The sequence below is a fragment of the Vibrio sp. Vf1514 genome, assembly GCF_052076135.1.
Classification (GTDB): domain Bacteria; phylum Pseudomonadota; class Gammaproteobacteria; order Enterobacterales; family Vibrionaceae; genus Vibrio; species Vibrio furnissii.
Genome location: NZ_CP197267.1, coordinates 170,882 through 196,297 on the forward strand (window position 1 = coordinate 170,882; position 25,416 = coordinate 196,297).

Consider the following 25,416-nt stretch of genomic DNA (forward strand, 5'->3'; position numbering starts at 1 on the left):
TAATCCGTTACGTTTGTCCATCTGGTCGTACGTATGGTTTTTATTACTCATCTGTGTTTTTCTTGTTGTGAATCAAAATGATAAACTAATATTTATATTGCTAATATGTGTGGTTTAATAACAAAAGAGTCTATGCACATTCCCAAAATTAAGATTGTCGCTATATAGTTATCTAAACTGAGTTCATTGCATTTTCTTACATATCAAGTGAGTCTTTTGTCACATTTTTAATCTTTATATTTATTGGTTTCAACAATCAATGTTCAAGCCATTCTTGGCATAACGACGAATATGACGGGTAAAACAGAATGACAACGCAAAGTGCACGCTGTGATGGAATCGAGGGTTGGTGCCAACTCGTAGAGGCCTGATGTGCAGCGCTCGCCATTTGATCGTGTCGAAATAGGGTAGGTATGCTTTGAACAGCGTCTCAAACTGCTTTGGTACTCCGGTTTTCTGATTTCGATTGACGATATGCTAGTTGTGTCGCTCTTCGAAACAAAAGGAACACCTCATGCAACTCATTCATCATGGTGGAAAACAGACGGTCACTGGTTCGTGTCATGAACTGGTGGTGGATGATCTGGCGATTTTTATCGATTGTGGCATGTTCCAAGGCCAAGATACTCAGGATGTCGAGCCAGATTTTCCCATTGATCACATTCAAGCGCTCATTCTCACTCATGCCCACATCGACCATATTGGCCGCTTGCCGTGGTTGATTGCTTCAGGTTTCACTGCGCCGATTTACTGCACGCCGGCAACCGCGGAGCTTGTGCCGCTGATGTTGGATGACGCCATGAAGCTGCAATCGGGCTTCTCGCGTGCGCAGCGAGAGGTGGTGTTAGACAAGATTGACCATCTGATTGAACCCATCGATTACGAGCAGCCTTTTCGAATTGAATCTGACTCCGGCGTGATGTTGCAGTGTCAGTTTGTGCCTGCGGGGCACATTCTCGGTTCGGCGTACGTTGAAATCCAAATGCCGAACCAAGAAGTGATCGTCTTTTCCGGAGACTTAGGGCCGAGTTGCACGCCGCTGTTGCCGGATCCGGTGCCGCCAATGCATGCCGATTACCTAGTGATCGAAACTACCTATGGCGATACACACCACGATGGCGTGGACGTGCGCGCCAGTAAACTGCGTGAAATCATCGACCGGTCGCTGGCCGATGGCGGCACGATTCTGATCCCGGCCTTCAGTGTTGGCCGCACGCAAGAAGTGTTGTTTGATATCGAGCAGTTGGTGTATGAGCATCAAATCAACGTCGATTTACCGATTTTGCTCGATTCTCCGATGGCGCAAAAGGTGACGGAATCGTATCGTCGCTATAAACAGCTGTGGGGTGACGAAGCGAAAGAACGTTTGGCAATGAACCGCCATCCGCTGGCGTTTGAGCAATGTGTGTTGGTCCAGGATTACCGTTCGCACCAAGCATTGGTTAATCGCCTCTCGTCAACCGGTGAAGCGGCGATTGTGGTCGCCGCCTCCGGCATGTGCGAAGGCGGGCGGATTGTGGATTACCTCAAAGCGCTGCTGCCGGATGCTCGCACGGACATCATCTTTGCGGGTTTTCAGGCAGAAGGTACGTTAGGGCGCGCGATTCAGCAGGGTGAGAAAGTGGTCATGATTGAGGGAGAAGCGATCGACGTGAACGCCCAAATTCATGTGATGTCGGGGTATTCCGCGCACGCCGATCAGGATGACCTGCTGGCCTTTGTGGAAGGCATCGATGAAAAGCCAAAACAAGTGCATTTGATTCATGGTGAGCCACAAGCTAAACAGGCCTTTGCCGAGCTGCTGCGGGGTAAAGGCTACACCGTCGTTGAATAATTGATCCGAGAAAAAAGCCGCACCGAGTTGTCGATGGGCGGCTTTTTTAATGCTGACTCAGCACCGATGGACGGGTTAAGGCTGAATTAAACGAAATTCAGATTTAGTCAAAATCGCGTCTTCCAGCGCCGATAAGCCCAGCGTGCTGTAGCCGTAGAAGTTGGGCGTTAAGGTCCGGCGCAGCGCTTGCGCCGATTGCGTGACGTCTTCGCCCATCATCAGTTCGTCCGTTAATGTGGTGAACTGAGCGCGCTGTTGTTCGGTCAGACTATTCTCGAATTCGGAGTAACCACTCACTGACGTGTACAGATTACTGAAATCGCCAGCGGTGTTTTCCTCAATGTAATAGGTGATCATACGCGACAGCGCCGCGCGCAAATCGGTCACACCTTCTTGCGCGCTGAACGGGGTGCTGAGTAAGTCCAGTCCACCGGCCGATTTCGACGTATCGGGCACAAAGCCTTGCGTCGGGAACACCAGATACGCAGCAATGGCCTCATCTTGAATCACCGCAGAGAGCACAAAGCGGCTGTCCTGATAATACTTGATCACATCGCCCGCGCCAGAGCGTTTGATGTAAACCGGCGCGCCGAGATGTTCATCCAACACGCTGGCCGAGGCGCGCACATAAACCGAGTTCAGTTTGTCCTGCGAGGGAATATCCGTGAACTGCGCCAGAGAAAAATCATAGATTTTTTCCAGCGCATCAGTGCTGTCGTTAAAGCTGCCCAGCGCAATGGCAACCAAAGACACCAGCGCAATCAATCGTCCCCATTGCTCTTTGAGCGAACGAGGTGGCGCTGCGGGTTCTAAAGTGTGTTCGATGTCTGACATGATTATTCTTTCAACTCTTCCAATTTGTCTTTCACCCGATCGGTGCCGTCACTGACGGCTTGTTCAATCTGGTCGAGGGCGTCCTGACCGAGCCAGTCGGTGATGGTGTCTTTGTATTGAACGCCGATGTACACGCCAACGACGATCAACAACAGCGGAATTAAACGCAACATATTGATGCTCACTGTGTGGTTTCAGGCTGATAAAGCGCCAAACGTGATGACACTTTTTTCAGGTAAGTTTTGGTTTCATCGTACGGCAGGTTGTTCATCAGCGTCTGATACACTTGGTCGGGCGTGAGCTGATTGATTTCACCGGCTGCTTTACGAATATTGGTCGAACGGTCGGCATTGAACGCTCGTGCCACATTCCCCGCGCCGGTATTGTAGGCGGCGATGGTGCAGTACAAACGGCTTTGCTTATCTTCAATACGTTTCAGGTACTTACTTTGCAAAATATGCAGGTAAGCCGTACCGGTTTCGACGTTGACGGGCGGCTGGTAGAGCTCAGACTCCTTCATTGGCGCGTCAATTTTTCTCATCTGACGGTTCACGTCATGTCCAGCGGTCGTCGGGACGATCTGCATCAAACCAAACGCAGGTACATAAGATTTCGCTTCCGGACGAAAGGCCGATTCACTGTGCATGATGGCCATCACCAGCGCTGGATCCACCGACCATTTCTCGCTTTCTTCTAGGGCGAGCGGTTGGTAGTGGCTGGCACGTTTTGCCAAGCTGTTGTTGGGCAGGCTGATCTTGTAGCTGATGACTTTTTTCGGTGCGGCGGCCGTGTGTGTGGTTGCTTTTTCGGCCGCAGGCGTTGTCACGGGCGCTGTCACAGTCGCCGCCGGTTGGTCGCTGCTGGTGGACGATGCCACCGGTTGCGCCGCTTGATGCTCGTCGGATGGCGCGGTGGTTCCAGGCACCTTGGCCACGACCGGTTCGACAGGTGCTGGTTTTGCCTTGGACGGTACGACAGCCGGGGTGGGTTCCGCTTGGCGCTCGGTGACAGTCGCGACTTCGTTGCTGGCTGGCGTCTGGTCGACGGGCTGCGCTGCGTGGATTGGGTCTGCCGGCAGCGGTTCGGGAATGCCCAATGCTTTGCGCTGTTGACGGTATTGATTGCTGATTAGCTCAATGCGCTGTTTTGCTTCATCGATCAGCGCCATTTTTTTCTGGTAGGCCCGTTGATAAATAAAGTCATCCGGCGCGCCAGTATCGGCGGCGATCAAGCGCTCGGCCTGAATGTCGTATTCATTCATCTGCGCGCGCGTTTGGGCCAGCACGAAGTCTTTTTCTTGGTTTTCTTGCTCGCGTGAATAATTCACGGCGTGCTCGGAGACTTGTGCTTGGTTAAGGTCGGCGACCGTGCCTTCAGGCAGGTTGAGCTGCTGGGCGGCCAACTGCTGCGCGGTGGCATTGCTGACGGAGGCATCCACCAACACCGACACCGTAGCCGTGTTGTTTTCATAATCGACTACTTGTCTCACCGAATCATCCGCGCTGTATTGCACGTCGGTGGTTTGGTCGGAGATTTGCGCGCTGCCCCATTGATTAATTAAGGCTTGGCGCTGTTGATCTAATTCGCGGGTGTAGTTTTCTCGCCATGCTTCGTACTCGTCGAAGCGTCGATTCACGTAGTCGTGAAATTCTTGTTTGATTTCTTCTGGAGAACGTTTGGCGTTGGCCGTGGCTTGATCCAGCTCGGCAAAGGCATCGTGTGTGGCGGCAAAGCTGGTGCAATAGAAAGAGGAGAGAGAAAGGGCAATGAGCGTTTTTTTGAGTCTGCGCATGAACAATTCCTAGCCGAAATAAAGGCAGGGCAATCGGTAGCCCTGCCTTGTCTGAGTTACATGGATTTCAGTGAGTTCAGCGCGTTAGTCAAGTCTTCCGCAGCTTTCTCGTTGTTGAATTGATTCCATAATTTCGCGTCTTTAGATGCGGCATCCACAACTTGATCGACGTTGGCTTGGAATGTGGCTTTGTCCATGCCCACCAGGACGTACAGGCCGCCCGTTGGGCTCACTTGGCTGACGATCAGTTTGCTGTTCGACAGGCTGCGGGTAACCACGTTTTTGGTGACGTTTTCGAATGTTTCCACCACGTTTTCAACGGCGACGTCATTGGTGGTGTTGACCGAGCTTTGAACCGCTTGTTTAAACAGGTTGTTGACGTCGGTTTGGAATTGCGCGGCCAATTGCACACGTGCTTCGTTGATCGCCACTTTACGCATCACGCCCATGCCAGCGGCACTTTTCTTGGCATAGCCCATTGCGCCAGCTTCCAGATCAGTTGGCATTACATCACAGATCCACGCTGGAGCTTCGGTCGTTGGGGCATCCGGGAAAGTACACTGCGCAAATTGCTGCGCCTGTTCAACGGTTTGTGTGCTGTTACAAGCGGCCAGAGAGAGCGCCATCACGCTCATCAGGAGTGTTTTTTTCATCGGTTATAGTCCCATACTTTTCATTGTGGTTTGCGCGTGGCATTCGAGGTCGAGCAGGCTGTTACAATCTTTAGGCACGATTTTCGCCGCATCGCCTTTGCGCAGCTTGAGTGAGGTTTCCTCATCAATGCCGACCCAAGAGTACTTGGCCTTGATGCCGTGGGTTGGAATGTTGACCACGGTGCCTTCACCCACGGCGAATGTTTCTAGCTCGCCTTCGCTGTTTTTGAGGATCTTGGAAAAGGCGATGGTGTCGTTGGGTTTCACGTTTTTCTCAGAACCAATCGCAATCTTGGCCATGATGCCCGCCTCACATTGACGAACTTCAAGCACGGGCGCGCTGGCGGCCATCATCTTTTTCAGATCGGAACTGTATTCCACGGCTTCTGCGGCGGCTTTACTGGCCAAGCCTTGGTATCCGGCATTTGAGATTGGGCAGCTTGAATTGCGTGTTTCGGTGGATGACGAGTCGTCGCCTTTAATTTCGATGCGTTTCACCAGCGCCATGTCTGGCAGAGAGACAATTTTCACAATCGCCGTCACATCCACTTCGTAACGACAGCTGGCTGGAACGTGAATGGTTTCGCCTTTTTTGTTTTTGTAGCTGCGCGCTTCATCAAAAGATTTTGAGAAATCGGTGCTGGTGATTTCAGTCAACACAGCGTAGTCGGCAATCGGCACACCTTTGGTGTTGTAGCGACCACTTTGCTCCGCCAATTTGATTTCTTTTTTCAGCTTGTTAGCCAGTTTACGATCCACCAGTTGCGTGCCGGTTTCAATCACTTGGCTTTCTAGCGCGTTACGAATGACCGATTGCATTTTCTTTTGCGCACTGTCTTTGAAGTCCATGTCGACAGGTAACACGATCACTTTTCGGTCTTCGCTGGACTTGGCTGGCACTTCGGCGTTCGCCAAGTTCACGGCCATATCCGGTGTACAGATGGCGTCTGGGCCAGTCGAAATACAGCCGGAGAGCATCAAAGACACACCCAGCGCCACTGCGGTTTGTTTTAACATAATAGACAACTCCATATTGTTTTTTTATTTAATTCCGAGGGCGTTCCATAGCCCTTGAGCGTCGACGATTTCCGCGAAATGACGCTCGGCTCCCTCCTTGGACAGGGAGTAATTGGACACAGAATTCCCGCTAGAAATAATTTCGTTACTCGCGAGGATATTTCCTTTTCGACCTTGGAGTTTGAGGGTCGTAATTTGAGTTGAGATATAGGCTTCCCCCACCGTGCTTTGCCGTAACTCTGAGGTCAACTTAAGTGTGTGTGTGGCGGCCGCGGTGCGTTTGAAGGTGGTTTTCAAACGTTCATGAGAGAATTTATCGGCCAGCAGTTCAGCGCTTTTCTTGTTTTTGGCTGAAGCGGCAAAGCGAATCACGATCGTCGACTGAACTTCGGCAATGGTGCTGAGCAGCGTATCAACGGCTGGTGCCTTAGGTATGAGGTCCTGATCGAGCGCACGCAGCATGGCTTGGCGCACGGCAACTGCATTGCCTTCCGAGGTGCGCTGGCGGTTATTCAACCACCACACCAGCGGGTCTTGATGTTGGCGTTGGTCGAGTTGACGCTGAGCGTTGCGGTTGCTTTGCTCAATATCGGATTGTAATTGGCGGATGATGGTGTCGCGGCTGACTTTGGCCTGAACGTAGTAGGCGATGTCGTTATGTTCGACTTGTGGGTACTCAATCCCGGTGAACGTGATCGTCGATGTTTTGCTATTGATTTTGTTATCCACAAGCGAGCTGGTGGACGAAAGCTCATTTCGACTTTGATAGACATCGCGTGATGCGAACGATGAATCAATTTGGGTCCAAAGTTGGGCGTTGATTTGGCTGAGCGCAGCTTGTTTGGCCTGATCTAAACTGCGTCCTTCACCGACAGCAGTGATGTATTCCGGTTGATTGGTTGGCGGCGTGCTGTACCAATCGGGTGGTGTGGTTGACTGACAAGCCCATAAAGCCACACTGCATAAGGCGATGATGACTTTGTTATTTATTGATAGCATGGTGTTATTTGATAAGCGCAACTAAACGTAAGTATGAATTTGCATACTATATAGTTATCTATTTAAGATAAATGCGTTTTTTGGGAGAAGATCACATTTATATGAAGGTGATCAGATTTTTGAATGCTTATGCATCCGTGTAAATTACATTTTGCTTAATTAATGTGCGTTTTGACATGCCTCGCAATGTAGGCGACCACGTCTTGTTCAAACCAAGGATTCTTCTTGAGCCACAATGTGTTACGTGGCGATGGGTGGGGGAGCGGCAGGTAATGCGGTGCCCAGCGTTGCCATTGACGCACGGTTTCGGTCAGGGTGGCGGGTTTGTCTTTCAGATAATAGTTTTGTGCATATTGACCGATCAGCAGTGTCATTTGGATGTTCGGCAACTGGGCCAAGACGGATTGATGCCACAGCGGCGCGCACTCTCGACGCGGCGGCAGATCGCCACTTTTGCCTTTGCCCGGATAACACAGCCCCATCGGCATGATGGCGATTTGTTTGGGGTCGTAAAAGGTCTCTTTGTCGATGTCGAGCCAGCGCCGCAAGCGATCGCCGCTCGGATCGTTCCACGGTATCGAGCTTTGGTGCACGCGAATCCCGGGAGCCTGACCAATGATCAAAATCCGCGCCGCTTCGTCCGCTTGAATCACGGGATTGGCACCCAAGGGCAGGGCCGGTTCACACACACGGCACTGGCGAATGTCGCGCAGCAGATCGTGAAGCATCAGTACCCCTTGCTAAAATCAATGCGATGGTTGAGCTGAAAGCCGTCGCGCCACAGTGCGTAGTTGGCAGCGAATATGTCCACCACTTGCTGCGGAAAGCTTAGCGCAGCAATGTGCGGTGTGACGGTGATGGCTGGGTGTGCCCAAAACGGATGTGTGTCGCTGAGTGGCTCGTTGGCAAATACATCCAAAAAGGCATGTTGAATATGGCCCGCTTCAATCAGTGGAATCAGTTCGTCTTCGACCAAGGTTTTGCCGCGGCCGACGTTAAACAGCAGGGCTTGCTGACAGTGACTCAAGGTGGTCTTGCCCAGTAATCCCAGCGTACTTGGCGTATTGGGCAAGGTGTTGACCACGATATTTGCCTGAGCAAGTGCCGCAGGCAACTCATTGATGTGATACGTCTGGCTGAACGCGCCGTGCTTGGGCGGAATGCCAGAGCTGTTGACGCCAATCACCGTGAAGCCAAACGCCGTCGCCACGTTCGCCAAATGAGCACCGATGGAGCCTGTGCCGAGAATCGTCATCACTTGGCCGTTCAAGGATTGATATTGGTGTGGCTGCCACTGCAGGTGGTGTTGCTGCTGTTGATAGCGCGTGAAATGGCGATAGTGACTGATGGTGTAACCGAGCACGTATTCGGCAATCTGTTGGCCAAAAATACCTTTGACGTTGGTCAGTTCATAATCTTGTCGCAAGCCAGGGGCGATCAGTGCATCAACCCCGGCATAGGCCGATTGCAGCCATTCCAAGCGAGGAAACTCATCCAAGCATTGCGCCGCCAGCGGAGGCGCGGCCAGTAGCAAGGTGGCTTGGCTGCGATCGTCGGTGATTGCAAGCTCAGGCAGGTGCAGGGCTTCAATGGCTTCGCGATAGCAGGCGTTGTGCTCCGTTAAAATGTACAGCTGATGAGTGAAATTGTTCATAGATGCGCCTTTTTTCCCCGCTGGTTATCCAGTACACTTCCGCTGTCTTTTTCCGCAACGAATTGAGTGACCATGTTACAGACATCAAATGGGTTACAGAACCCTTTGCAACTTCGCCTTGAGAAGTTTGAACCTTGGCAACAGATTACCTTTATGGCGTGTCTATGTGAACGCATGTATCCGAATTACGCCATGTTCTGTGAACATACCCAATTCGCTGAGCCACGCAGTTACCGTGAAATTCTCGACAGCATTTGGGAATTGATGACGGTGAAAAACGCCAAGATTAACTTTGAGCGTCAATTGGAAAAACTGGAAGAGCTGATCCCGACCTCAGATGAGTTTGACTTGTACGCGGTTTATCCGGCGATTGATGCGTGTGAAGCGCTCGCGACAGCGCTGCATGGCCTGTTGGATCGCGATGATTTGTACGAATCGATGCAGAAAGTCAGCCAGATTTCGGTACAAACCGTCGCGCAATTGGAAGAAGCGCAAACCGGTGAAACCATCACCAATGACAATCAGAAAGAGAACGAAGCCGTGTGCGAAGAGTGGGATGTGCAATGGGCCATCTACCGACCACTGCGTGAAGCGATTGAGCGCGATATCGACTTGATCAAAGATTTGCGTCAAGAGCTACGTGACGACTGCATCAGCAACATTGGTGTGTCACTGTAATTGATGGATGCGGGTGGGAGCACGCCTCCTGCCTGCGACGACCTGCCTGTTTTTCCCCTCTCGGCCTGCCCGCGGCCAATATTGTTATAAATTGTTAGCTGCCACAGCACGATACCCCATAATGCGTTAGGATGCGTATCACGTAGTCCAAAATGCAGGAGTAAAGGATGTTGCAGTCTTTGGAGACTTGGCTGGGCCAGTTTGGCATCGAAATGTCTCAGTTTATGAAGTTGTCAGAAGCGTTAGGTTTGATCGTGCTGATCGCGGTGGCGGTGCACATTGTGCTCCATCGAGGCGTGGTCGCGTGGCTGAAACGCCGCGCAGAAAAATCCGATGCGGTTTGGCGTCACGCGCTGTTTGCGGGCAAATTGTTTAGCCGCATCGCACTGGTGATTCAGGGTCTCTTGATTGGTGTGCAAACCAACCTATGGCTGGCACCGGAGAGCGTGATTCGCGATTGGATTCTGACGCTGGTGGCACTGTGGATTGTGCTGTTTGCGTTGCTCGCCTTGTATTCGCTGCTGGATGTGGCGGACACACTGCTCTCGCGCACGCCATTGGGCCGCAACATGCCGATTCGCGGCATTGTACAGAGCTTGAAAATCGTCTTCTTTGTCATCGCGGCGCTGCTGACCACGTCGATTTTAGTGGGTAAATCGCCGGTGATTCTGCTCAGCGGACTTGGCGCACTGACCGCGGTCATCATGTTGGTGTTTAAAGATCCCATCCTTGGGTTGGTGGCTGGGATTCAGTTGTCAGCCAATAAAATGCTCAGCGTGGGCGATTGGTTGGAAATGCCCAAATATGGCGCCGATGGTGATGTGATTGACATCAGTTTGACCACCGTGAAAGTACAAAACTGGGACAAAACCATCACCACGATTCCAACTTACGCGCTGATTTCCGATTCGTTTAAGAACTGGAAAGGCATGCAAGACTCTGGCGGCCGCCGCATCAAACGCAGTGTGTTGATTGATGCCACCAGTGTGCACTTTTTATCGCAGCAGGATATTGAGTATTTGACGCGCGCGAAACTGTTGGAGCCGTACATCAAAACCAAGTTGGAAGAGATCACGCAGCACAACCACAGTCAGCAGTTTGATGAGGAATGCTTAATCAATGGGCGTCGCCTGACTAATTTGGGCAGCTTCCGCGCTTATCTGGAACGCTACCTGCGTGCACATCCTGATATTCATCAAGGCATGACGTTGATGGTGCGACAGTTAGCGCCGACGCATGAAGGCATTTCATTGGAGTTGTACTGTTTTACCAACACCACCGCATGGGTGGATTATGAGCGCATTCAGTCGGACATTTTTGATCATCTGTATGCGGTGTTGCCGGACTTTGGGCTACGGGCGGCGCAAGCGCCAACCGGGCATGATTTCCGCCATTTGCACGTCACGTCGTAAATACAACAACGCCCCTTATTTTTCGGGGCGTTTTTTTGGCAGCGGGTTATTTGCGGCTATCGAGCGGCGCGTCCTCTTCTTCGTCGCGGCTTTCAATCACGCCGTGCTCGCGTTTCCAGCTTTCCCAGCGTTCGGTCGCGAGCTTTTGCATGTCGGTGGTGCGGTCCGCTTCGTCGATGATCTCTTCGCCAAGCAGATGTTCAAACACATCTTCTAGCGTCAACAATCCTTGCACGGTGCCGTATTCATCCACCACTAAGGACAGCTGCAGGCGGTTTTTCATCATCTGAGCAAAAGCTTTGGGGAGCGTTTGGGTGTTGAGCAACACGTGAATCGGGCGCATCACCATGCCCAGTTGTTTGTCACCAAAGCCGCTTTGTTGCAACTTAAATAGTTCAAGGCGATGGACAAAGCCGATGATGTCGTCGATGTCTTCGCTGTACACCAGCGGGCGCGAGAACGGTGTGTCGCTGTGCTGGGAAAGAAATTCGTTGATAGTTAACGCGGCATTGACGCGAAACAGCACGGTACGCGGCGTCATCACTTGCGTGACTGGCACATCGCTGATGCTCAGCAGGTTGTTGAGAATCTTCGATTCTCCTTCTGCCAGTTCTCCGCTTTCGTTGGCGAGCAGCGCCATGGCCGACAGTTCATCACGCATGCGTGGCACTTCAATGTTGCGCGCCAAGCGTTTGGTGATTTGCTGCGAAAACCAGACAAACGGCGTCAGACACCACACCATCCAATCGAGGATCACCGCACTGGCTGGTGCCAGTTGGCGCCAGTATGCCGCGCCAATGGTTTTGGGCACAATTTCAGATAGCACCAGAATGCCCAGCGTCAACACGGCTGAGAACACGCCGAGCCATTGGCTGCCAAAGACGACGGCGGCTTGTGCGCCTGCGCTCGCCGCACCAATGGTGTGGGCGATGGTATTTAAGGTGAGGATCGACGCCAGTGGGCGGTCAATGTCGCCTTTGAGTCGAGCCAGTTTTTCAGCGGACGGATGCGCTTGTTGGCGCAACTGCGCCAGATAGCTGGGCGTTAGGCTGAGTAAAACGGCTTCAAGCACAGAACAAATAAACGATACGCTAATCGCCACAGTGACGTATATCGTAAGCAAAAGCATGCGGGTTCCTTAATGGTTATACCTATCATGACCCCCGAATGGGGATGTGTGACATTCGGGGGAGGAGCGTGGTCGTGTTTGCAAAACTGCCACGCTGATGGCTGCATTTTAACAGCAAAAAAACGTGCTGTTGATGTTAAGTGTCCGTATTGATTGTGACGTTTCTTAATTCCGAAACACCTTGATACATCAGGCGTAGCGGGGCTTCGCCAACAATCTGGGATGCCATTTTGCGTGATAATTCCGTCAGGCGCTTGGCCCAATCCGTAACAAATTGTGAGTTATTACTCATATTATGGTTAAAAGTACGTCAGAGAGGCACAAGTTACGCGACAAACCTTTGCCAGACGGGGCATTTATGCTTTAGAGTGAACTGAATTCGATAACCTATGAGAAGGGAAACCTAATGAACAAGACCCAATTAATCGACTTTATCGCAGAGAAAGCAGACCTATCTAAAGCTCAGGCTAAAGCTGCTCTTGAAGCTACTCTTGGCGCGGTTGAAGGCGCACTGAAAGAGGGTGACCAAGTTCAACTAATTGGTTTTGGTACATTCAAAGTAAATCACCGTGCAGCGCGTACAGGTCGTAACCCAAAAACTGGCGAAGAGATCAAAATCGCAGCAGCAAACGTACCTGCATTCGTTGCTGGTAAAGCACTGAAAGATTCAGTGAAGTAATTGATGTAACGCCGAGATGTCTGTCTCGGCGTTTTTCCCTCTATGAAAAAAATTCTGTTTCCTTTATTGGCATTGGGCGTACTGGCCGGATGCTCCTCTTCTCTCCCAACACCTAACCTCGAACAAATCAATGACTACACCGGGGGACAAAGTATGGGGGACGCGACCAGTTTCTATTGGTATACCGAACGTCAAAACCAACCCAGCAGTGCGGCAGATTATGTGTCGTCTGAGCGTTTTGGTTGGTACACGTCCAGTTATCGTTGGGATGAAGGCCAAGTGCGTGAAGTTGTGCGCGAAGGCGTTCAACCGAAAAACAAGGTCTTGGTACCTTATCGTGTGCAACTGCGTTTCAACAAAGACGGTGAAGCGGTGTATCAGCAATACCGTGTCGACGGGAAAGTGTTGCCCCTCAACCAAGATCAGTTATCGCACTATCAGCAGCAGGCAAATGCACTCGCCGAGATGACCAAATCTCAGGATGCACAAGGGTTGGAATTGATCCAAGGTGTGTGGGATGGTGAGGTGTTTGAAACCTGTACCGGGCGAGAATATCGCCGGATTGAATTTAATCAGACACTGCCCAATTTTGTGGTCAACCGACTGTCATCGCTCGACAGCTATGTCGCGTTTCTGGGCAAAATCCGCAACGACAAAGTGTATGTCGAAGAGCTGCTGATGCTGGCGGATGATAACCACGACTGCGTGCGGCGTCCGAATCTGATTAGCGATTAATCGCGTGCTCATTTGAGCAGACACCCCGAATAGAAAAAAGGCGCCTTACGGCGCCTTTTTGCGAATCAACGATGGACGTTATTGGTTTTCCTGCTCGCGAGCAATCGCGCGGTAACCGATGTCGTTGCGGTGGAACATGCCATGCCAGCTGATCTGTTTTGCCAGTTCGTACGCACGTTGCTGCGCTTCTGACACGGTATTGCCGAGCGCGGTCGCACACAGCACGCGGCCGCCGTTTGTGACGACGTGGCCATCTTTGTCGGTGGTGCCCGCGTGGAACACTTTCTGACCTTCCACTTCCGTGGTTGGCAGGCCGGAAATGATGTCGCCTTTGGCGTAATCACCCGGGTAGCCACCCGCAGCCAGCACGATACCGATGGACGCGCGTGGATCCCATTTCGATTCCACTTGGTCCAGTTTGCCATCAATCGCTGCCAGACATAGTTCCACCAGATCAGATTGCATGCGCATCATGATCGGCTGGGTTTCTGGGTCACCAAAGCGGCAGTTGTATTCAATCACTTTAGGCGCGCCGGTGCTGTCGATCATCAGGCCGGCATACAAGAAACCTGTGTATGGATTGCCTTCGGCCGCCATGCCACGCACGGTTGGGTAAATCACTTCCTGCATCACGCGATCGTGGATGGCTTGGGTCACGACAGGTGCTGGTGAGTAAGCGCCCATGCCGCCGGTGTTCGGGCCAGTATCTTGGTCGCCGACACGTTTGTGGTCTTGGCTGGTGGCCATTGGCAGCACGTTTTCGCCATCGACCATCACGATGAAGCTGGCTTCTTCGCCATCGAGGAACTCTTCGACCACAACACGGCTGCCTGCATCACCAAACGCGTTGCCCGCCAGCATGTCTTTGATAGCGTCTTCCGCTTCTTCTAGCGTCATGGCGACAATCACGCCTTTGCCCGCAGCGAGGCCGTCGGCTTTGACGACGATCGGCGCACCTTGTTCACGCACATACGCCAGCGCTGGCTCAATTTCAGTGAAGTTGGCATAAGCGGCGGTTGGAATGTTATGGCGCGCCAGAAAATCTTTGGTGAACGCTTTTGAGCCTTCTAATTGCGCGGCAGCTTGCGTTGGGCCAAAGATTGGCAGACCAGCTGCGCGGAATGCATCGACCACGCCAATGACCAGCGGCGCTTCAGGGCCAACGATCGTCAGCTCAATCGCGTTGTTCTGTGCAAAGGCAACCAGGCCCGCGACATCTTCAACTGCGATATCGACGTTTTGCAGCTTCGCTTCCAGCGCGGTGCCCGCGTTCCCCGGAGCGATAAATACGGTTTCAACCGCAGGGTTTTGCGCGACTTTCCAGCCTAGCGCGTGCTCGCGACCGCCAGAACCAATAATTAAAACTCGCATAAATGAATTCCTTAATTTTAAATTCGGATCTTTGCATCATGGGGAGCGCGACCACGCTGGCTGGCTCCCCTGTGACGGCTCGAAGCTTTAGTGACGGAAGTGACGCATGCCGGTGAAGATCATCGCCATGCCGTGCTCGTCCGCAGCGGCAATGACTTCTTCATCACGCATGGAACCACCCGGTTGAATCACGCATTTAATGCCCGCTTCTGCGGCGGCATCGATACCATCGCGGAATGGGAAGAACGCATCGGATGCCATCACGCTGCCAGCCACTTCCAGACCTTCGTCGGCCGCTTTAATACCCGCAATTTTCGCGGAGTAGACACGGCTCATTTGGCCTGCGCCAACACCGATGGTCATGTCGCCTTTGGCGTACACAATCGCGTTTGATTTGACGTATTTCGCGACTTTCCAGCAGAACAGCGCATCTTTCAGCTCTTCTTCGGTCGGTTGACGTTGAGAAACCACTTTCAGGTCGCTCAGTGTCACCATGCCTTGATCGCGGTCTTGAACCAGCAGGCCACCATTGACGCGTTTCACATCAAAACCAGTGGTCTTGCTGTGCCATTCGCCACATTCCAGCAGGCGCACGTTTTTCTTCGCAGCCACTACGTCAATCGCTTCAGCAGAGACGCTTGGGGCGATGATCACTTCAACAAACTGGCGTTCGACAATGGCTGTGGCCGTTGCTGCATCGAGTTCGCGGTTAAACGCGATGATGCCGCCGAATGCGGAGGTTGGATCGGTTTGGTAGGCGCGGTTGTACGCTTCCAGAATGTCGCCGCCCAGTGCCACACCACACGGGTTGGCGTGTTTGACGATCACACATGCTGGTTCAGCGAACTCTTTGACACATTCCAGCGCCGCATCGGTATCGGCGATGTTGTTGTAAGACAGGGCTTTCCCCTGAATCTGACGTGCGGTAGACACCGACGCTTCTTCTGGGTTTGCTTCGACGTAGAACGCGGCATCTTGATGGCTGTTTTCGCCGTAACGCATGTCTTGTTTCTTGATGAACTGTTGGTTGAAGGTGCGTGGGAATTTGGATGCCTCATCGCCTTCTTTGTTCTCGCCGTAGCTCGGAACCATGGTGCCGAAGTAGTTGGCAATCATGCCGTCGTAAGCCGCGGTGTGTTCAAACGCAGCAATGGCGAGGTCAAAACGCGTGTCCAGCGTCAGTGATTTTTCGTTTGCATCCATTTCGGCGATCACGCGGTCGTAATCGTTCGCGTTCACGATGATGGTCACATCTTTGTGGTTTTTCGCCGCAGAGCGCACCATGGTTGGGCCGCCGATATCGATGTTTTCCACCGCGTCAGCCAGTGTGCAGTTCGGGTTCGCTACAGTTTGCGCGAATGGGTAAAGGTTCACTACCACCATGTCGATTGGGTTAATGGCGTGCGTGTTCATGACCTCGTCGTCCTGACCACGACGGCCAAGAATGCCACCATGAACTTTCGGGTGCAGCGTTTTCACGCGCCCGTCCATCATTTCTGGGAAACCGGTGTAGTCAGAGACTTCAGTTACTGCAATGCCTTGCTCGGCAAGTAGGCGAGCGGTACCACCAGTAGACAGGATGTCGACACCGCGCTCAGAGAGCGCTTTTGCAAACTCAACAATGCCAGTTTTATCTGATACGCTGATGAGTGCACGGCGAATTGGACGAGCGTTATTCATGCTTCCATTTTCCTTAAATTCACGGAGTTAATGACGAAAGATGTTTGCCAAAATTGTTCATGAGGGATAGCGCTGCATCACCCCTTGGTCAGTTTTGGTAAAGACCTTTTTCTCCAAGAGTTCGGATGGCGCGTATTCTAACCAATTTATTACAAAAGATCTCGCGCAATCGTTTGGCGTTGGGAAAATAATAGCTAAAAACAGGTTTTTCAAGCGAAAAAAGTAACCAAAGAGTAAATAGGTACAGTTATGTTTCAGATAGGTGAATTGGCGAAACGGTGTGGAGTTTCCACCGATACGCTGCGTTTTTACGAGAAAAATGCGCTGATCTCGCCAGCCGGTCGCAGCGATTCGGGTTACCGATTGTATGATGAAGAGAATCAGAAACAGGTAAGTTTTATCCTCAAAGCCAAAGAGCTGGGGTTGAGTCTGGAAGAAATTAAGGAACTCCTTGAGATTCGGTTGGAAGCGACCGAGCACAGCTGCGCTGAGGTCAAATCTATTACCTCGGCCAAGCTGATGTTGATCGATGAGAAAATTGCCGACTTGATGCGCATTCGCAGCGCCCTGAAAAAAATCAATGACGCCTGCTGCGGCCATCGGGATGACGACGCCAGCCATTGCTCCATTTTGGCGGCGCTGGAAAGCTTATAGGCCGAGCCAAGCCGCGCCACGGATGCCGCTGCTGTCGCCATATTTCGCTTGTGCAAAGCGTACCTGCGCAGTATCCGAAAACACGTAGCGGGCTGTGGCGTCTGGTAAATCGCGATATAACTGGCGCACGTTGGATAAGCCGCCGCCCAAGACGATGACATCGGGATCAAGGATGTTGACTAGCGCGGCAAAGCTGCGCGCCATGTGATCAATGAGCTGATGATAGCAGTCGACGGCCGCCGGTTGTGCTTGTTCATACGCTTGAATGATTTGTTCTGCGCTCAGGGTTTGGCCGGTTTTTAACTGGTAGCTGTGTTGTAACCCTGTTCCGGAAATATAACTTTCAATGCAATTATGGCGTCCGCAATAACATGCGCGAGCTGGGCCGTCTTGCGGCTCATGGTATCCCGGCAACGGATTGTGTCCCCACTCCCCACACACGGCGTTGGGGCCAACCAGCAACTGCTGGTGAATGACGAGACCACCACCACATCCAGTACCGAGGATGGCGCCAAACACCACGGGGGCATCTTTGCCCGCACCATCGATGGCTTCAGACAAAGCAAAACAGTTGGCATCATTGGCCAAGTTCACCGCTCTACCGAGTTGACTGGTTAAGTCGTGTTGTAGATCGCGTCCGTTTAAAAATGCGCAATTGGCATTTTTGATGAGGCCGGTGGCCGGGCTGATCGCTCCGGGCAACCCCAGCCCAATGGCGTCGGCTTGACCATGGTGTTGCTCGGCAAGGTTGACGAGCTCTAGGATCGCAGTGACGAAATCTTCGTAGCGTTTCGGGGTTGAAATTCGATGATTCCAAATCAAGTCACCGGATGAGCTGAGTACGCAGATTTCTGTTTTTGTGCCGCCGATGTCAAAACCAATTCTCATCTTTCATCCTTCTCTGAACAGACGGCCAAATCAGGCCGCCTTCGTTCGTGTCTACAGGGACTACCATGGGCATGTGGCGGTGATCAGTTATAAGCGCGCGCCACGCGACCAGCCGAGCTGAGCTGGTAATGAGCAGTATAAGCCGGAATAAACACGGATTGCCCTTTGTGAATGGTGACTTCGATACCTTCGTCACTGATGAGCGTGGCATCGCTATCAATTGGGAAAATAATTTCGGCACTGTTCATGGTGACGTCGCTTTGTTGTGGCGCGGTGTATAACGCGAACTTGAAATCGTCGACTGGGACGGGGAACAGCAAGGCGCCATCTTGCTCGATAGGTTCCAGCAGCAGTGCGTTGGCTGGTTTTTCCGCAAAGCGAGTGCACTTTGTCAATTCCTCGACGTCCATGTGTTTCGGGGTGAGGCCTGCTCTCAGTACGTTGTCTGAGTTCGCCATAATTTCTAGTCCAGTGCCTTTTAAATAGGCATGTGGTGTCCGTGCGTCCAAGTACATTGCTTCACCCGGTTGCAAGGTCAGCACGTTGAGCATCAGTGGTGCAAATAAGCCAATGTCATTTGGGTACTGCGTTGCCAATTCAAGGATTAAAGCGAAGACGTCTTGAGATTGATGCGACTGCGCATACACAAGCAGCGCGGCGACGGCTTGTTGTTTGAGGTCTCCGGTCAAAGAGAGCAACTGGGTGAAGAATTGCTGCAGGCCTTGTTCAGTCTGCTGGTGGCGCAGTGCATCGATCAAAGGTTGGATCGGAGCGATATTCAGCGGCTCGAAGTGCGCCACAATCGCTGGGATGCCACGGAAGCCATTCATGGCTTGATACGCGGTGAGGGCGTAAACCAGTTCGGGTTTATGGTTTGGGTCTTTGTAATTACGATGCGCGGCAGCGCGGTCGAGGCCCGCTGCGTTTTCTGCGGCATAACCCGCTTGGGCTTCTTCTTTGCTGGGATGCACTTGAATCGACAGTGCTTGAGCTGCGGCCAGCACTTTAAACAGATAAGGCAGTTCGCCAAACTGAGCTGCGGTTTGTTGGGATAAAAAACGTGCTTTGTCTTGCGCGATGAGTTCGCTCAGCAAGCAAGGTTGACCGTTCAGTTCAACTTCGGAACATCCATTTGGGTGTGCCCCCATCCAAATTTCAGCCTGCGGTTGTTGCTCAGGATTGGCAATGCCAAATAACTGACTGATGGAGTCAATGCTTCCCCAAGCGTAGTTTTGGATTTGGTTCTTCATGACAAAGAACGGCGTCGTGATGGTATTCATTCTTGATCCCCGAAAAATTACATCGCCTTGATGGCAAAAAACTCCTGCGACAAGCAGGAGTACAACAAAACCTAACAATTAGGAGCATGATTGTTGTCAAACTCCGTCCGAATCGTCGGACGGAGGAGGGTGAATTGTGCAGTTAAGCGGCGACGTGTTGCTGTTTCGCCTGACGCATCTTCTTCAATGTCACACACAATAGCGCAGTGACCACTGAACCTGCAATCATACACACAATTGCAAGCAAGGGTTTGTTCATCGCTCCGAGCAGAGCCACAACGGGTCCGCCATGTGCCACGCTGTTGGTGATGCCAAAGGAGAATGCCATCACGGCCGCCACCATGGAACCCACCACGTTTGCAGGAATCACAGACATTGGATCTTGCGCCGCAAATGGAATGGCGCCTTCAGAAATGCCCACCAAGCCCATGGCGCCCGCCGCTTTACCTGCTTCAATTTCTGACGCTTCAAACAGGTTCAGTTTGCGGCCAAGAATGGTGGCAAGGCCCATGCCTAGTGGTGCCACGGGAATGGCACACGCCATTGCACCCATAAATTGAGTTTGACCGCTGGCAATCATACCGACCGAGAACAAGAAAGCGACTTTATTGAAGGGGCCGCCCATATCAAAGCCGGCCATCCCACCAAGCACAATCCCCAGTAGCACCAAGTTACCTGAACTCATCGAAGTCAGCAGTGCGGTCATGTTATCCATCAAACTGGCAATCGGTGCTCCGATGACAAAGATAAACAAGCTCGAAATGAACAGTGAACCGACAATCGGTGCGATCATGATAGGCACCAATGGTTGGATAAATTTATGGTAGTGAATGCTGGTGAGCCATTTGACAAAGTAACCGACTAACAACCCGGCGATGATGGCACCGATAAAGCCTGTCCCCGCATCGGCGCCGTAGAATGACCCGTTGTTAGCAATCCAGCCGCCAATTAATCCTGGAGTGAGCGCAGGCCGATCAGCAATCGCATATGCAATGTAGCCTGCCAGAATTGGAATCATCAGCGTGAACGCGACCACACCGACATCCAGCACTTTATTCCACATGCTGCCTGGAGGAATTGCCATACCGGCTTCCGTCGGTTGTCCGCCAATCGCCAGTGCCAAGGCAATCAATAGACCGCCCGTCACAACAAACGGAATCATGTGTGAGACGCCATTCATCAAGTAGCGATATAGATCAGAACGGGTCTGCGAAGCTTTTCCTTTCGCGTCGGCACTCGCTTGTGTGCGAGCATCCGGTTGATAGATCGGTGCTTGCAGCGCTCGTTGAATCAGGCCTTTTGCGTCACGGATCGGTTCTTTCACCCCTGTTTCAATCAGTCGTTTACCGGCAAATCGTGCCATGTCCACTTGTTTGTCACTGGTGACCATAATGGCGGCCGCTTCGGCAATCTCTGCTGCGCTTGGGGAGTTTTTTACTCCGATTGAGCCATTGGTTTCGACTTTGATGCGATACCCCAGCTCTGCCGCGCCTTTTTCTAGTGCTTCCGCCGCCAGGTATGTATGCGCAACTCCCGTTGGGCAACCTGTTACGCCGATCAAAAAGCCGTTTTCACCACGACTTTCTGTGCGAGTTTCTGATTGGGCCAGCAGTAATTCCAGCGCTTGGTGTTCGTTTTGTGCGGCAAGAAATTGGGCAATAAAGCCCTCTTCGATGAGTTTGGAAGAGAGTTCGGCCAACACTTCGATATGATGATTCGCGCCGCCGTCAGGTGACGCAATCATGAAAAATAATTGAGATGGCAACCCATCTTCTGCGCCGTATTCGATCCCGTTGCGGCTGATACCGATGACCACGGCTGGTGCTTTCACCGCGCGACTCTTCGCGTGTGGAATGGCCACGCCGTCTTCAAAGCCGGTATTGCCTAATTCTTCACGTGCATAAATGTCTGCCAAAAATTGTTGTTTGTCGTGAAGGCGGCCTTCCTGATCCAATACATCAACCAGTTCAGACAGCACGCCGTCTTTGTCCTGTGCACTTAGATTGAGCCGAATTAATCGCTCATTAATCAGTTCGGTGATCATTGTCGTTCCCTTGGTGTCTTGTTTTCTAATGCTTTCATTGTGAGCATGATGGCTAGTAGGGGGTAGTGTACAAACAATGCATTTACTGGATTATTGTAACCTCTATACTTAAACGTGATCTTGCTCTCTTTTGATGGATTCGGATTTACATCTAGAATTTTAAGTAAAATAACAATAAAAACATGTTGTTATGTTTATATTGGTGGCTGTTTTCTTGATGGCTTCATCTGGTTCTATGTGGTGATAATCCATAGAATTGGACTATTGGTGCGTAGTTTGGAGGCGTGATGAGCCAAGTTTTTACTCACATTATTGAAGCGTTAGTGGATGAACGAGACCGTTGCCATCGGATTTGGTTTGCGGGTGACAAGCATACGCCCCCACCGTTCAGTTATCAGGTCAACTTCCCTCGTTTAGAGCTCGTACTTAAAGGGTGCTATCGCAATCAAATGGAGGATGACGAGCACGGTGTACAGACGATTGACATCATGGCGGGGGATGCATTGTACATTCCACCGAACTGCTGGAATAAGCCAGATTGGGAGGGAGATTGCTCGGTACTGAGCTTGTTGTTTGGCCGTCGTCAATTGGGGTTTAGTTTTGTCGCCAAGCGAAAAGGTGAGGTCGGGTTTTACGACGTGCAAAAGCACAGTATTCAAACGCGTACGGGGTATGCGATCGACAACATTCTGGAGAGCTTGAGTGCGTTGGCGCGTGAACCGCGCAAAACACCAATGGATGAGCACCTGCTGTGTGCGCTGCTTAACTACACATTGATGATCTTGGAACAACCCACACAGTCCTCAAAAAAACGCAGTGAAGATTTGTATCAAGGGATCTGTATTTACATTCAGGAGAATTTTCATCGTGCGATTACGCGCGATAGCATTGCGCACCGCTTCAACATTTCTGCGAATCATTTATCGCGTCTGTTTCGTCAACAGGGGCATATGACGCTGGCGGATTACATTACTTGGGTCAGGATGGAGCGAGCCAAGTTTATGCTGAAAAAATATCGTTTTCGATTGGCTGAAGTGGCCACACGTTGCGGGTTTCAGGATGTGAATTATTTCTTTCGCGTGTTTAAGCAGCGCACGGGGATGACGCCGTCCCAGTACCGAGTTCAGGTGCAGTAGGGCGGTTTAGCTCGGTTGATAATGCGCCATGACGTGCAACACGATACTCTCAATGGTCTCCTCTCGCCGAGCCGACCGTAATAGATGTGTGCTGGTATCGGCAATGAACCAGCGTGTCAGCCGAGTGACGGCAATCAGCCATTCCCGATGCAACGCGGCGGGTAGAAGAACTGCGCATACCAAATGAACGGGCTCATGAGCCGATTGCCAATCCAGCCCCTCGTCCAGTGAAAATACAATGAAACAGGGGCGCTGGATGTGCTCGCTGACCACATGGGGGAGTGCGATGCCACCTGCCATGGCCGTTGAAGAGATGCATTCACGCGCCAGTAATTGTGTCAGTAGGTCGGATGTAGCATTTGGGTTTGCGAGCGCCGCAATGTGTGTTAGCGCTGAGCGCTTGTCTGGCAGGTTTTGCGAGCGCTGATAGTGCCAGTCGTAAACAAAAGGCAGTTGAAACGCGGGATGTTCAGTCAACAGGCGCTTCGCGTGATGATTGGGTTTATGTGAGGTGGAGACTAACGTCGCGTGTTCTCGCAAATATTCAGTGAATACGATACAAGCGAGTTCGGCGTCGAGCCCTTCGATGGCAAGCTGACAGAGATCGTGCCGACAGCTACCTAAACTCATGATACGCAGTGATTCGTTGAGAGTCGCTTGCTTACCCCGAGTAATATTGTAGAGCACAAAAAGGGAATGAAAATAGTCGGTTAGCTGCTTGAGTTCTTGCAATTGCCAACCTGCGAGGCCATCGTGCTCAAGGACGAAGGTGATGCGTGATGTGATCATCAGTCAGATAAGCATTGGTCGAGGACTTGATGCACATTGACCAGAACCGCTTCAATGCTGAAGGTGAAGGTTTTATAGCCGCGAAAGCGCTCTTTTTCTTCGATGTCGATGTCAGACACAATCAGACGAATGTCGGCTGACAGGATGTCAGCTCCCGTTAATGCGTTCTCGATTCCCATCGCGCCTTGTGTTTCCACCTGAATGCTGATGTTGCGCTTGTGCGCTTCTTTTCTGAGCACATCTGCAGCCATGTAGGTGTGGGCGATACCTGTTGGGCAGGCCGTGACAGCGACGATTTTCACTCTAAATGTTCCTTATTGATGTCGGCGATGATCAGAATTGGGCTCGTTGAGCGTACGCACGTACTATAACATTAAGCCTTCGTTGGCTGAACGGACTTACATCAACAAGAGGGCCGAAGCCCTCGATTGATTTTGGAATGGGGTTACACCTTAAACGTTGAGAAGCTGTGGATCAGCTGCTGGCCGTTTTCCATCAAGAGCTCGCTGGCGGCGGCAACTTGTTGGGCTTGTGCGGCGGATTGGGTGCTGTGATCGGCAATCTGCGTCAGGTTGCGACTGATTTCATCGGTCGCGAGTGATTGTTGGTTACTCGCCTCTGCAATGTGCTGGTTGAGGGTCAAAATCGTGCTGACCTGCTGATCAATCGCATTGAGCACCTGCTGCGCTAAGTCGGCCTGCTCTTGCGTGGCTTTGGATTGCTGCTGTGTTTGTTCCATCGATGCGCTGACATCGCGAGTGCGTTGCTGCAGGCTGGCAATGATCTGTTCGATTTCATTGGTGCTGCTTTGCGTGCGCGTCGCGAGTGTGCGTACTTCATCGGCGACCACGGCAAAGCCGCGTCCTTGCTCTCCGGCGCGCGCGGCTTCAATCGCAGCATTGAGTGCCAGTAAGTTGGTTTGCTCAGCGACGCCACGAATCACTTCTAAAACTGCGCCGACATCTTCGGTTTCTTTGGCCAGCGCTTGCGTGTCGCGATCGGTTTTACTCAATAGCTCCGACAGTGAGCTCATGTAGCCCGATGCTGTGGCGATGACATTGCTGCCTTCCTGACCTTTGGTGCTGGCGGTGTGCGCGGCGACGGCAGCTTCCTGCGCCGCATTGGCCACTTCTTGGTTACTGGCGTGCAATTGGTTCATGGCTGAGGCGACGGTATCGACCGATTGTTGCTGCTCCATGGCTTTGCCGGAGGCGCTTTGTGCCACTTGGGTCAGCTCTTGCGCGCTGCCCGTGACGCTTTCGGTGATTGGTGCGATGTCCTGCACGATGTGGCGAATCTTGCCAGTAAACTGGTTGAAGGCGCGTGCGATGCGCGACAGTTCGTCATTGCCGCTGGTATCGAGCTGGCGCGTAAGGTCACCTTCGCCTTTGGCAATGTCTTCCATCGCATATAGGGTGGCCAGACAGGGTTTTGTGATGCTGCGACCGATGGTGTAGGCGAGGGCTAACATCACCGCAATCGCGATCGCCAGTTGTAGCAACACGGTTTGCAGGCGTGTTGCGACCAGCGCCTGCACATCATCAATGTACACGCCCGAGCCGACGATCCATCCCCAAGGCTTGAACAGTTTGACGTAGGAGACTTTCTCGACCGCTTCTTGTGCGCCCGGTTTCGGCCATAAGTAATAGACCACGCCTTCACCTTGGTCTCGTGCACGATGGGCCATCTCGACAAATAATGCCTTGCCGTTCGGATCTTTAACTTCCGACAGGGCTTTGCCGTCGAGCTGTGGCTTAAATGGGTGCATGACCATGGTGGGCGTCAGATCGTGAATCCAAAAGTAGTCTTCGTCGCCGTAGCGGGCGGCGGCGATGGCTTGTTTGGCTTGCTGCTGGGCTTGCTGCTCGGTAAGTGCGCCGCTGGTTTGTTGCTGATAAAAGTAATTGAGCAAAGAGGTGGTGCTTTCAACCAGATGACGGGTTTGATTTTGTTTGGCCAGCATCAGGTCATCCTGATAGTCCTGAACCAATAACGTGAGGGGGATCAGCAGAAGCAATGTGATGGTGCCGCCGAGTAAATAGAGGCGGGCACGAATGCTCATCTGACGCAGACTAGAAAAATTCATAAGCATCACTCCTTGTAATGCGGGCTGTTGAACAGAGGCGATATTGTTTTGATGAATTGTGAATCGCACTTG

Annotated in this window: 25 protein-coding genes; 7 read left to right on the plus strand and 18 right to left on the minus strand. The window is 51.9% G+C overall.

Annotated features, from left to right (window positions below):
• The first annotated feature begins 514 nt into the window (after positions 1 to 514).
• Positions 515 to 1,834, plus strand: coding sequence for an MBL fold metallo-hydrolase RNA specificity domain-containing protein (locus tag ACS18Q_RS00785; RefSeq protein ID WP_055467197.1), 1,320 nt, complete (start codon positions 515 to 517; stop codon positions 1,832 to 1,834).
• Between the two features lie 75 nt (positions 1,835 to 1,909).
• Here the strand turns inward: ACS18Q_RS00785 and ACS18Q_RS00790 are convergent, their stop codons facing one another.
• The 8 genes from ACS18Q_RS00790 to ACS18Q_RS00825 form a co-directional block, all read right to left on the minus strand.
• Positions 1,910 to 2,668 carry an ETEC_3214 domain-containing protein gene (locus tag ACS18Q_RS00790; RefSeq protein ID WP_158141217.1) on the minus strand — a complete coding sequence of 253 codons (759 nt, stop codon included), beginning with the start codon at positions 2,666 to 2,668 and terminating at the stop codon, positions 1,910 to 1,912.
• A gap of 2 nt (positions 2,669 to 2,670) precedes the next feature.
• The gene (locus tag ACS18Q_RS00795; protein WP_014204012.1) at positions 2,671 to 2,841 is read right to left on the minus strand and encodes a hypothetical protein; all 171 of its coding nucleotides are present in this window, start codon (positions 2,839 to 2,841) and stop codon (positions 2,671 to 2,673) included.
• 8 nt (positions 2,842 to 2,849) lie between these two features.
• Positions 2,850 to 4,460, minus strand: a complete 1,611-nt coding sequence (locus ACS18Q_RS00800; protein ID WP_441257268.1) for a transglycosylase SLT domain-containing protein — start codon at positions 4,458 to 4,460, stop codon at positions 2,850 to 2,852.
• A gap of 56 nt (positions 4,461 to 4,516) precedes the next feature.
• Complete coding sequence (locus tag ACS18Q_RS00805; RefSeq protein ID WP_004728316.1) at positions 4,517 to 5,113, minus strand: LPP20 family lipoprotein; 597 nt, start codon at positions 5,111 to 5,113, stop codon at positions 4,517 to 4,519.
• A 3-nt stretch (positions 5,114 to 5,116) separates the two neighbouring features.
• Positions 5,117 to 6,130: a hypothetical protein gene (locus ACS18Q_RS00810; protein ID WP_055467193.1), complete on the minus strand. Its 1,014-nt coding sequence runs from the start codon at positions 6,128 to 6,130 to the stop codon at positions 5,117 to 5,119.
• 24 nt (positions 6,131 to 6,154) lie between these two features.
• Positions 6,155 to 7,129 (minus strand): LPP20 family lipoprotein, encoded by a 975-nt coding sequence (locus ACS18Q_RS00815; RefSeq protein WP_014204008.1) that lies wholly within the window; start codon positions 7,127 to 7,129, stop codon positions 6,155 to 6,157.
• 155 nt (positions 7,130 to 7,284) lie between these two features.
• A complete protein-coding gene (locus ACS18Q_RS00820) occupies positions 7,285 to 7,857 on the minus strand; it encodes a uracil-DNA glycosylase family protein (protein ID WP_441257269.1) in 573 nt (190 codons plus the stop codon).
• On the minus strand, positions 7,857 to 8,783 hold the full coding sequence (locus tag ACS18Q_RS00825; protein WP_286279779.1) for a D-2-hydroxyacid dehydrogenase: 927 nt from the start codon (positions 8,781 to 8,783) through the stop codon (positions 7,857 to 7,859). Before ACS18Q_RS00825 ends, ACS18Q_RS00820 begins: the two co-directional genes overlap by 1 nt.
• Positions 8,784 to 8,855: 72 nt before the next feature.
• On the opposite strand from ACS18Q_RS00825, the gene ACS18Q_RS00830 reads away from it, so the two are divergent.
• Together ACS18Q_RS00830 and ACS18Q_RS00835 are read left to right on the plus strand one after the other, a co-directional pair.
• Positions 8,856 to 9,461, plus strand: a complete 606-nt coding sequence (locus tag ACS18Q_RS00830; protein ID WP_038152521.1) for a YjaG family protein — start codon at positions 8,856 to 8,858, stop codon at positions 9,459 to 9,461.
• Positions 9,462 to 9,628: 167 nt separating this feature from the next.
• Complete coding sequence (locus ACS18Q_RS00835; protein WP_441257270.1) at positions 9,629 to 10,873, plus strand: mechanosensitive ion channel family protein; 1,245 nt, start codon at positions 9,629 to 9,631, stop codon at positions 10,871 to 10,873.
• 46 nt (positions 10,874 to 10,919) lie between these two features.
• Here the strand turns inward: ACS18Q_RS00835 and ACS18Q_RS00840 are convergent, their stop codons facing one another.
• On the minus strand, positions 10,920 to 12,002 hold the full coding sequence (locus ACS18Q_RS00840) for a CNNM domain-containing protein (RefSeq protein ID WP_004728323.1): 1,083 nt from the start codon (positions 12,000 to 12,002) through the stop codon (positions 10,920 to 10,922).
• A gap of 406 nt (positions 12,003 to 12,408) precedes the next feature.
• Here ACS18Q_RS00840 and hupA point away from each other — a divergent pair, with 406 nt between their 5' ends.
• Together hupA and ACS18Q_RS00850 are read left to right on the plus strand one after the other, a co-directional pair.
• Positions 12,409 to 12,681, plus strand: a complete 273-nt coding sequence (hupA, locus tag ACS18Q_RS00845; RefSeq protein ID WP_004728324.1) for a nucleoid-associated protein HU-alpha — start codon at positions 12,409 to 12,411, stop codon at positions 12,679 to 12,681.
• Between the two features lie 42 nt (positions 12,682 to 12,723).
• Complete coding sequence (locus ACS18Q_RS00850) at positions 12,724 to 13,416, plus strand: DUF1481 domain-containing protein (RefSeq protein ID WP_172561841.1); 693 nt, start codon at positions 12,724 to 12,726, stop codon at positions 13,414 to 13,416.
• Positions 13,417 to 13,494: 78 nt separating this feature from the next.
• On the opposite strand, the gene purD is transcribed toward ACS18Q_RS00850, so the two are convergent.
• From purD to ACS18Q_RS00865, 3 genes are all read right to left on the minus strand, one after another.
• Complete coding sequence (gene purD, locus ACS18Q_RS00855) at positions 13,495 to 14,787, minus strand: phosphoribosylamine--glycine ligase (RefSeq protein ID WP_004728326.1); 1,293 nt, start codon at positions 14,785 to 14,787, stop codon at positions 13,495 to 13,497.
• Positions 14,788 to 14,874: 87 nt separating this feature from the next.
• The gene (gene purH / locus ACS18Q_RS00860; protein ID WP_441257271.1) at positions 14,875 to 16,467 is read right to left on the minus strand and encodes a bifunctional phosphoribosylaminoimidazolecarboxamide formyltransferase/IMP cyclohydrolase; all 1,593 of its coding nucleotides are present in this window, start codon (positions 16,465 to 16,467) and stop codon (positions 14,875 to 14,877) included.
• Positions 16,468 to 16,555: 88 nt separating this feature from the next.
• Positions 16,556 to 16,714 carry a phosphoribosylamine--glycine ligase gene (locus ACS18Q_RS00865; protein WP_412499192.1) on the minus strand — a complete coding sequence of 53 codons (159 nt, stop codon included), beginning with the start codon at positions 16,712 to 16,714 and terminating at the stop codon, positions 16,556 to 16,558.
• A 2-nt stretch (positions 16,715 to 16,716) separates the two neighbouring features.
• On the opposite strand from ACS18Q_RS00865, the gene zntR reads away from it, so the two are divergent.
• On the plus strand, positions 16,717 to 17,121 hold the full coding sequence (zntR, locus tag ACS18Q_RS00870; protein WP_014204003.1) for a Zn(2+)-responsive transcriptional regulator: 405 nt from the start codon (positions 16,717 to 16,719) through the stop codon (positions 17,119 to 17,121).
• Here zntR and ACS18Q_RS00875 read toward each other — a convergent pair.
• The 3 genes from ACS18Q_RS00875 to ACS18Q_RS00885 all read right to left on the minus strand — a co-directional run bounded on the left by ACS18Q_RS00875 (position 17,116) and on the right by ACS18Q_RS00885 (position 21,333).
• A complete protein-coding gene (locus ACS18Q_RS00875; RefSeq protein ID WP_014204002.1) occupies positions 17,116 to 18,009 on the minus strand; it encodes an ROK family protein in 894 nt (297 codons plus the stop codon). The genes zntR and ACS18Q_RS00875 overlap by 6 nt on opposite strands.
• Before the next feature lie 83 nt (positions 18,010 to 18,092).
• Entirely contained in the window at positions 18,093 to 19,289 is a 1,197-nt protein-coding gene (gene manA / locus ACS18Q_RS00880) for a mannose-6-phosphate isomerase, class I (protein ID WP_441257272.1), read from the minus strand.
• 142 nt (positions 19,290 to 19,431) lie between these two features.
• A complete protein-coding gene (locus tag ACS18Q_RS00885) occupies positions 19,432 to 21,333 on the minus strand; it encodes a PTS fructose transporter subunit IIABC (RefSeq protein ID WP_014204000.1) in 1,902 nt (633 codons plus the stop codon).
• Positions 21,334 to 21,620: 287 nt separating this feature from the next.
• Between ACS18Q_RS00885 and ACS18Q_RS00890 the strand changes: the two genes are divergently transcribed.
• Positions 21,621 to 22,469: a helix-turn-helix domain-containing protein gene (locus tag ACS18Q_RS00890; RefSeq protein ID WP_014203999.1), complete on the plus strand. Its 849-nt coding sequence runs from the start codon at positions 21,621 to 21,623 to the stop codon at positions 22,467 to 22,469.
• A 6-nt stretch (positions 22,470 to 22,475) separates the two neighbouring features.
• On the opposite strand, the gene ACS18Q_RS00895 is transcribed toward ACS18Q_RS00890, so the two are convergent.
• The 3 genes from ACS18Q_RS00895 to ACS18Q_RS00905 all read right to left on the minus strand — a co-directional run bounded on the left by ACS18Q_RS00895 (position 22,476) and on the right by ACS18Q_RS00905 (position 25,344).
• Positions 22,476 to 23,258, minus strand: coding sequence for a PTS sugar transporter subunit IIA (locus ACS18Q_RS00895; protein WP_441257273.1), 783 nt, complete (start codon positions 23,256 to 23,258; stop codon positions 22,476 to 22,478).
• Entirely contained in the window at positions 23,258 to 23,560 is a 303-nt protein-coding gene (locus ACS18Q_RS00900; RefSeq protein ID WP_014203997.1) for a PTS fructose transporter subunit IIB, read from the minus strand. Before ACS18Q_RS00900 ends, ACS18Q_RS00895 begins: the two co-directional genes overlap by 1 nt.
• Positions 23,561 to 23,703: 143 nt before the next feature.
• A complete protein-coding gene (locus ACS18Q_RS00905) occupies positions 23,704 to 25,344 on the minus strand; it encodes a methyl-accepting chemotaxis protein (protein ID WP_441257274.1) in 1,641 nt (546 codons plus the stop codon).
• Positions 25,345 to 25,416 lie beyond the last annotated feature (72 nt).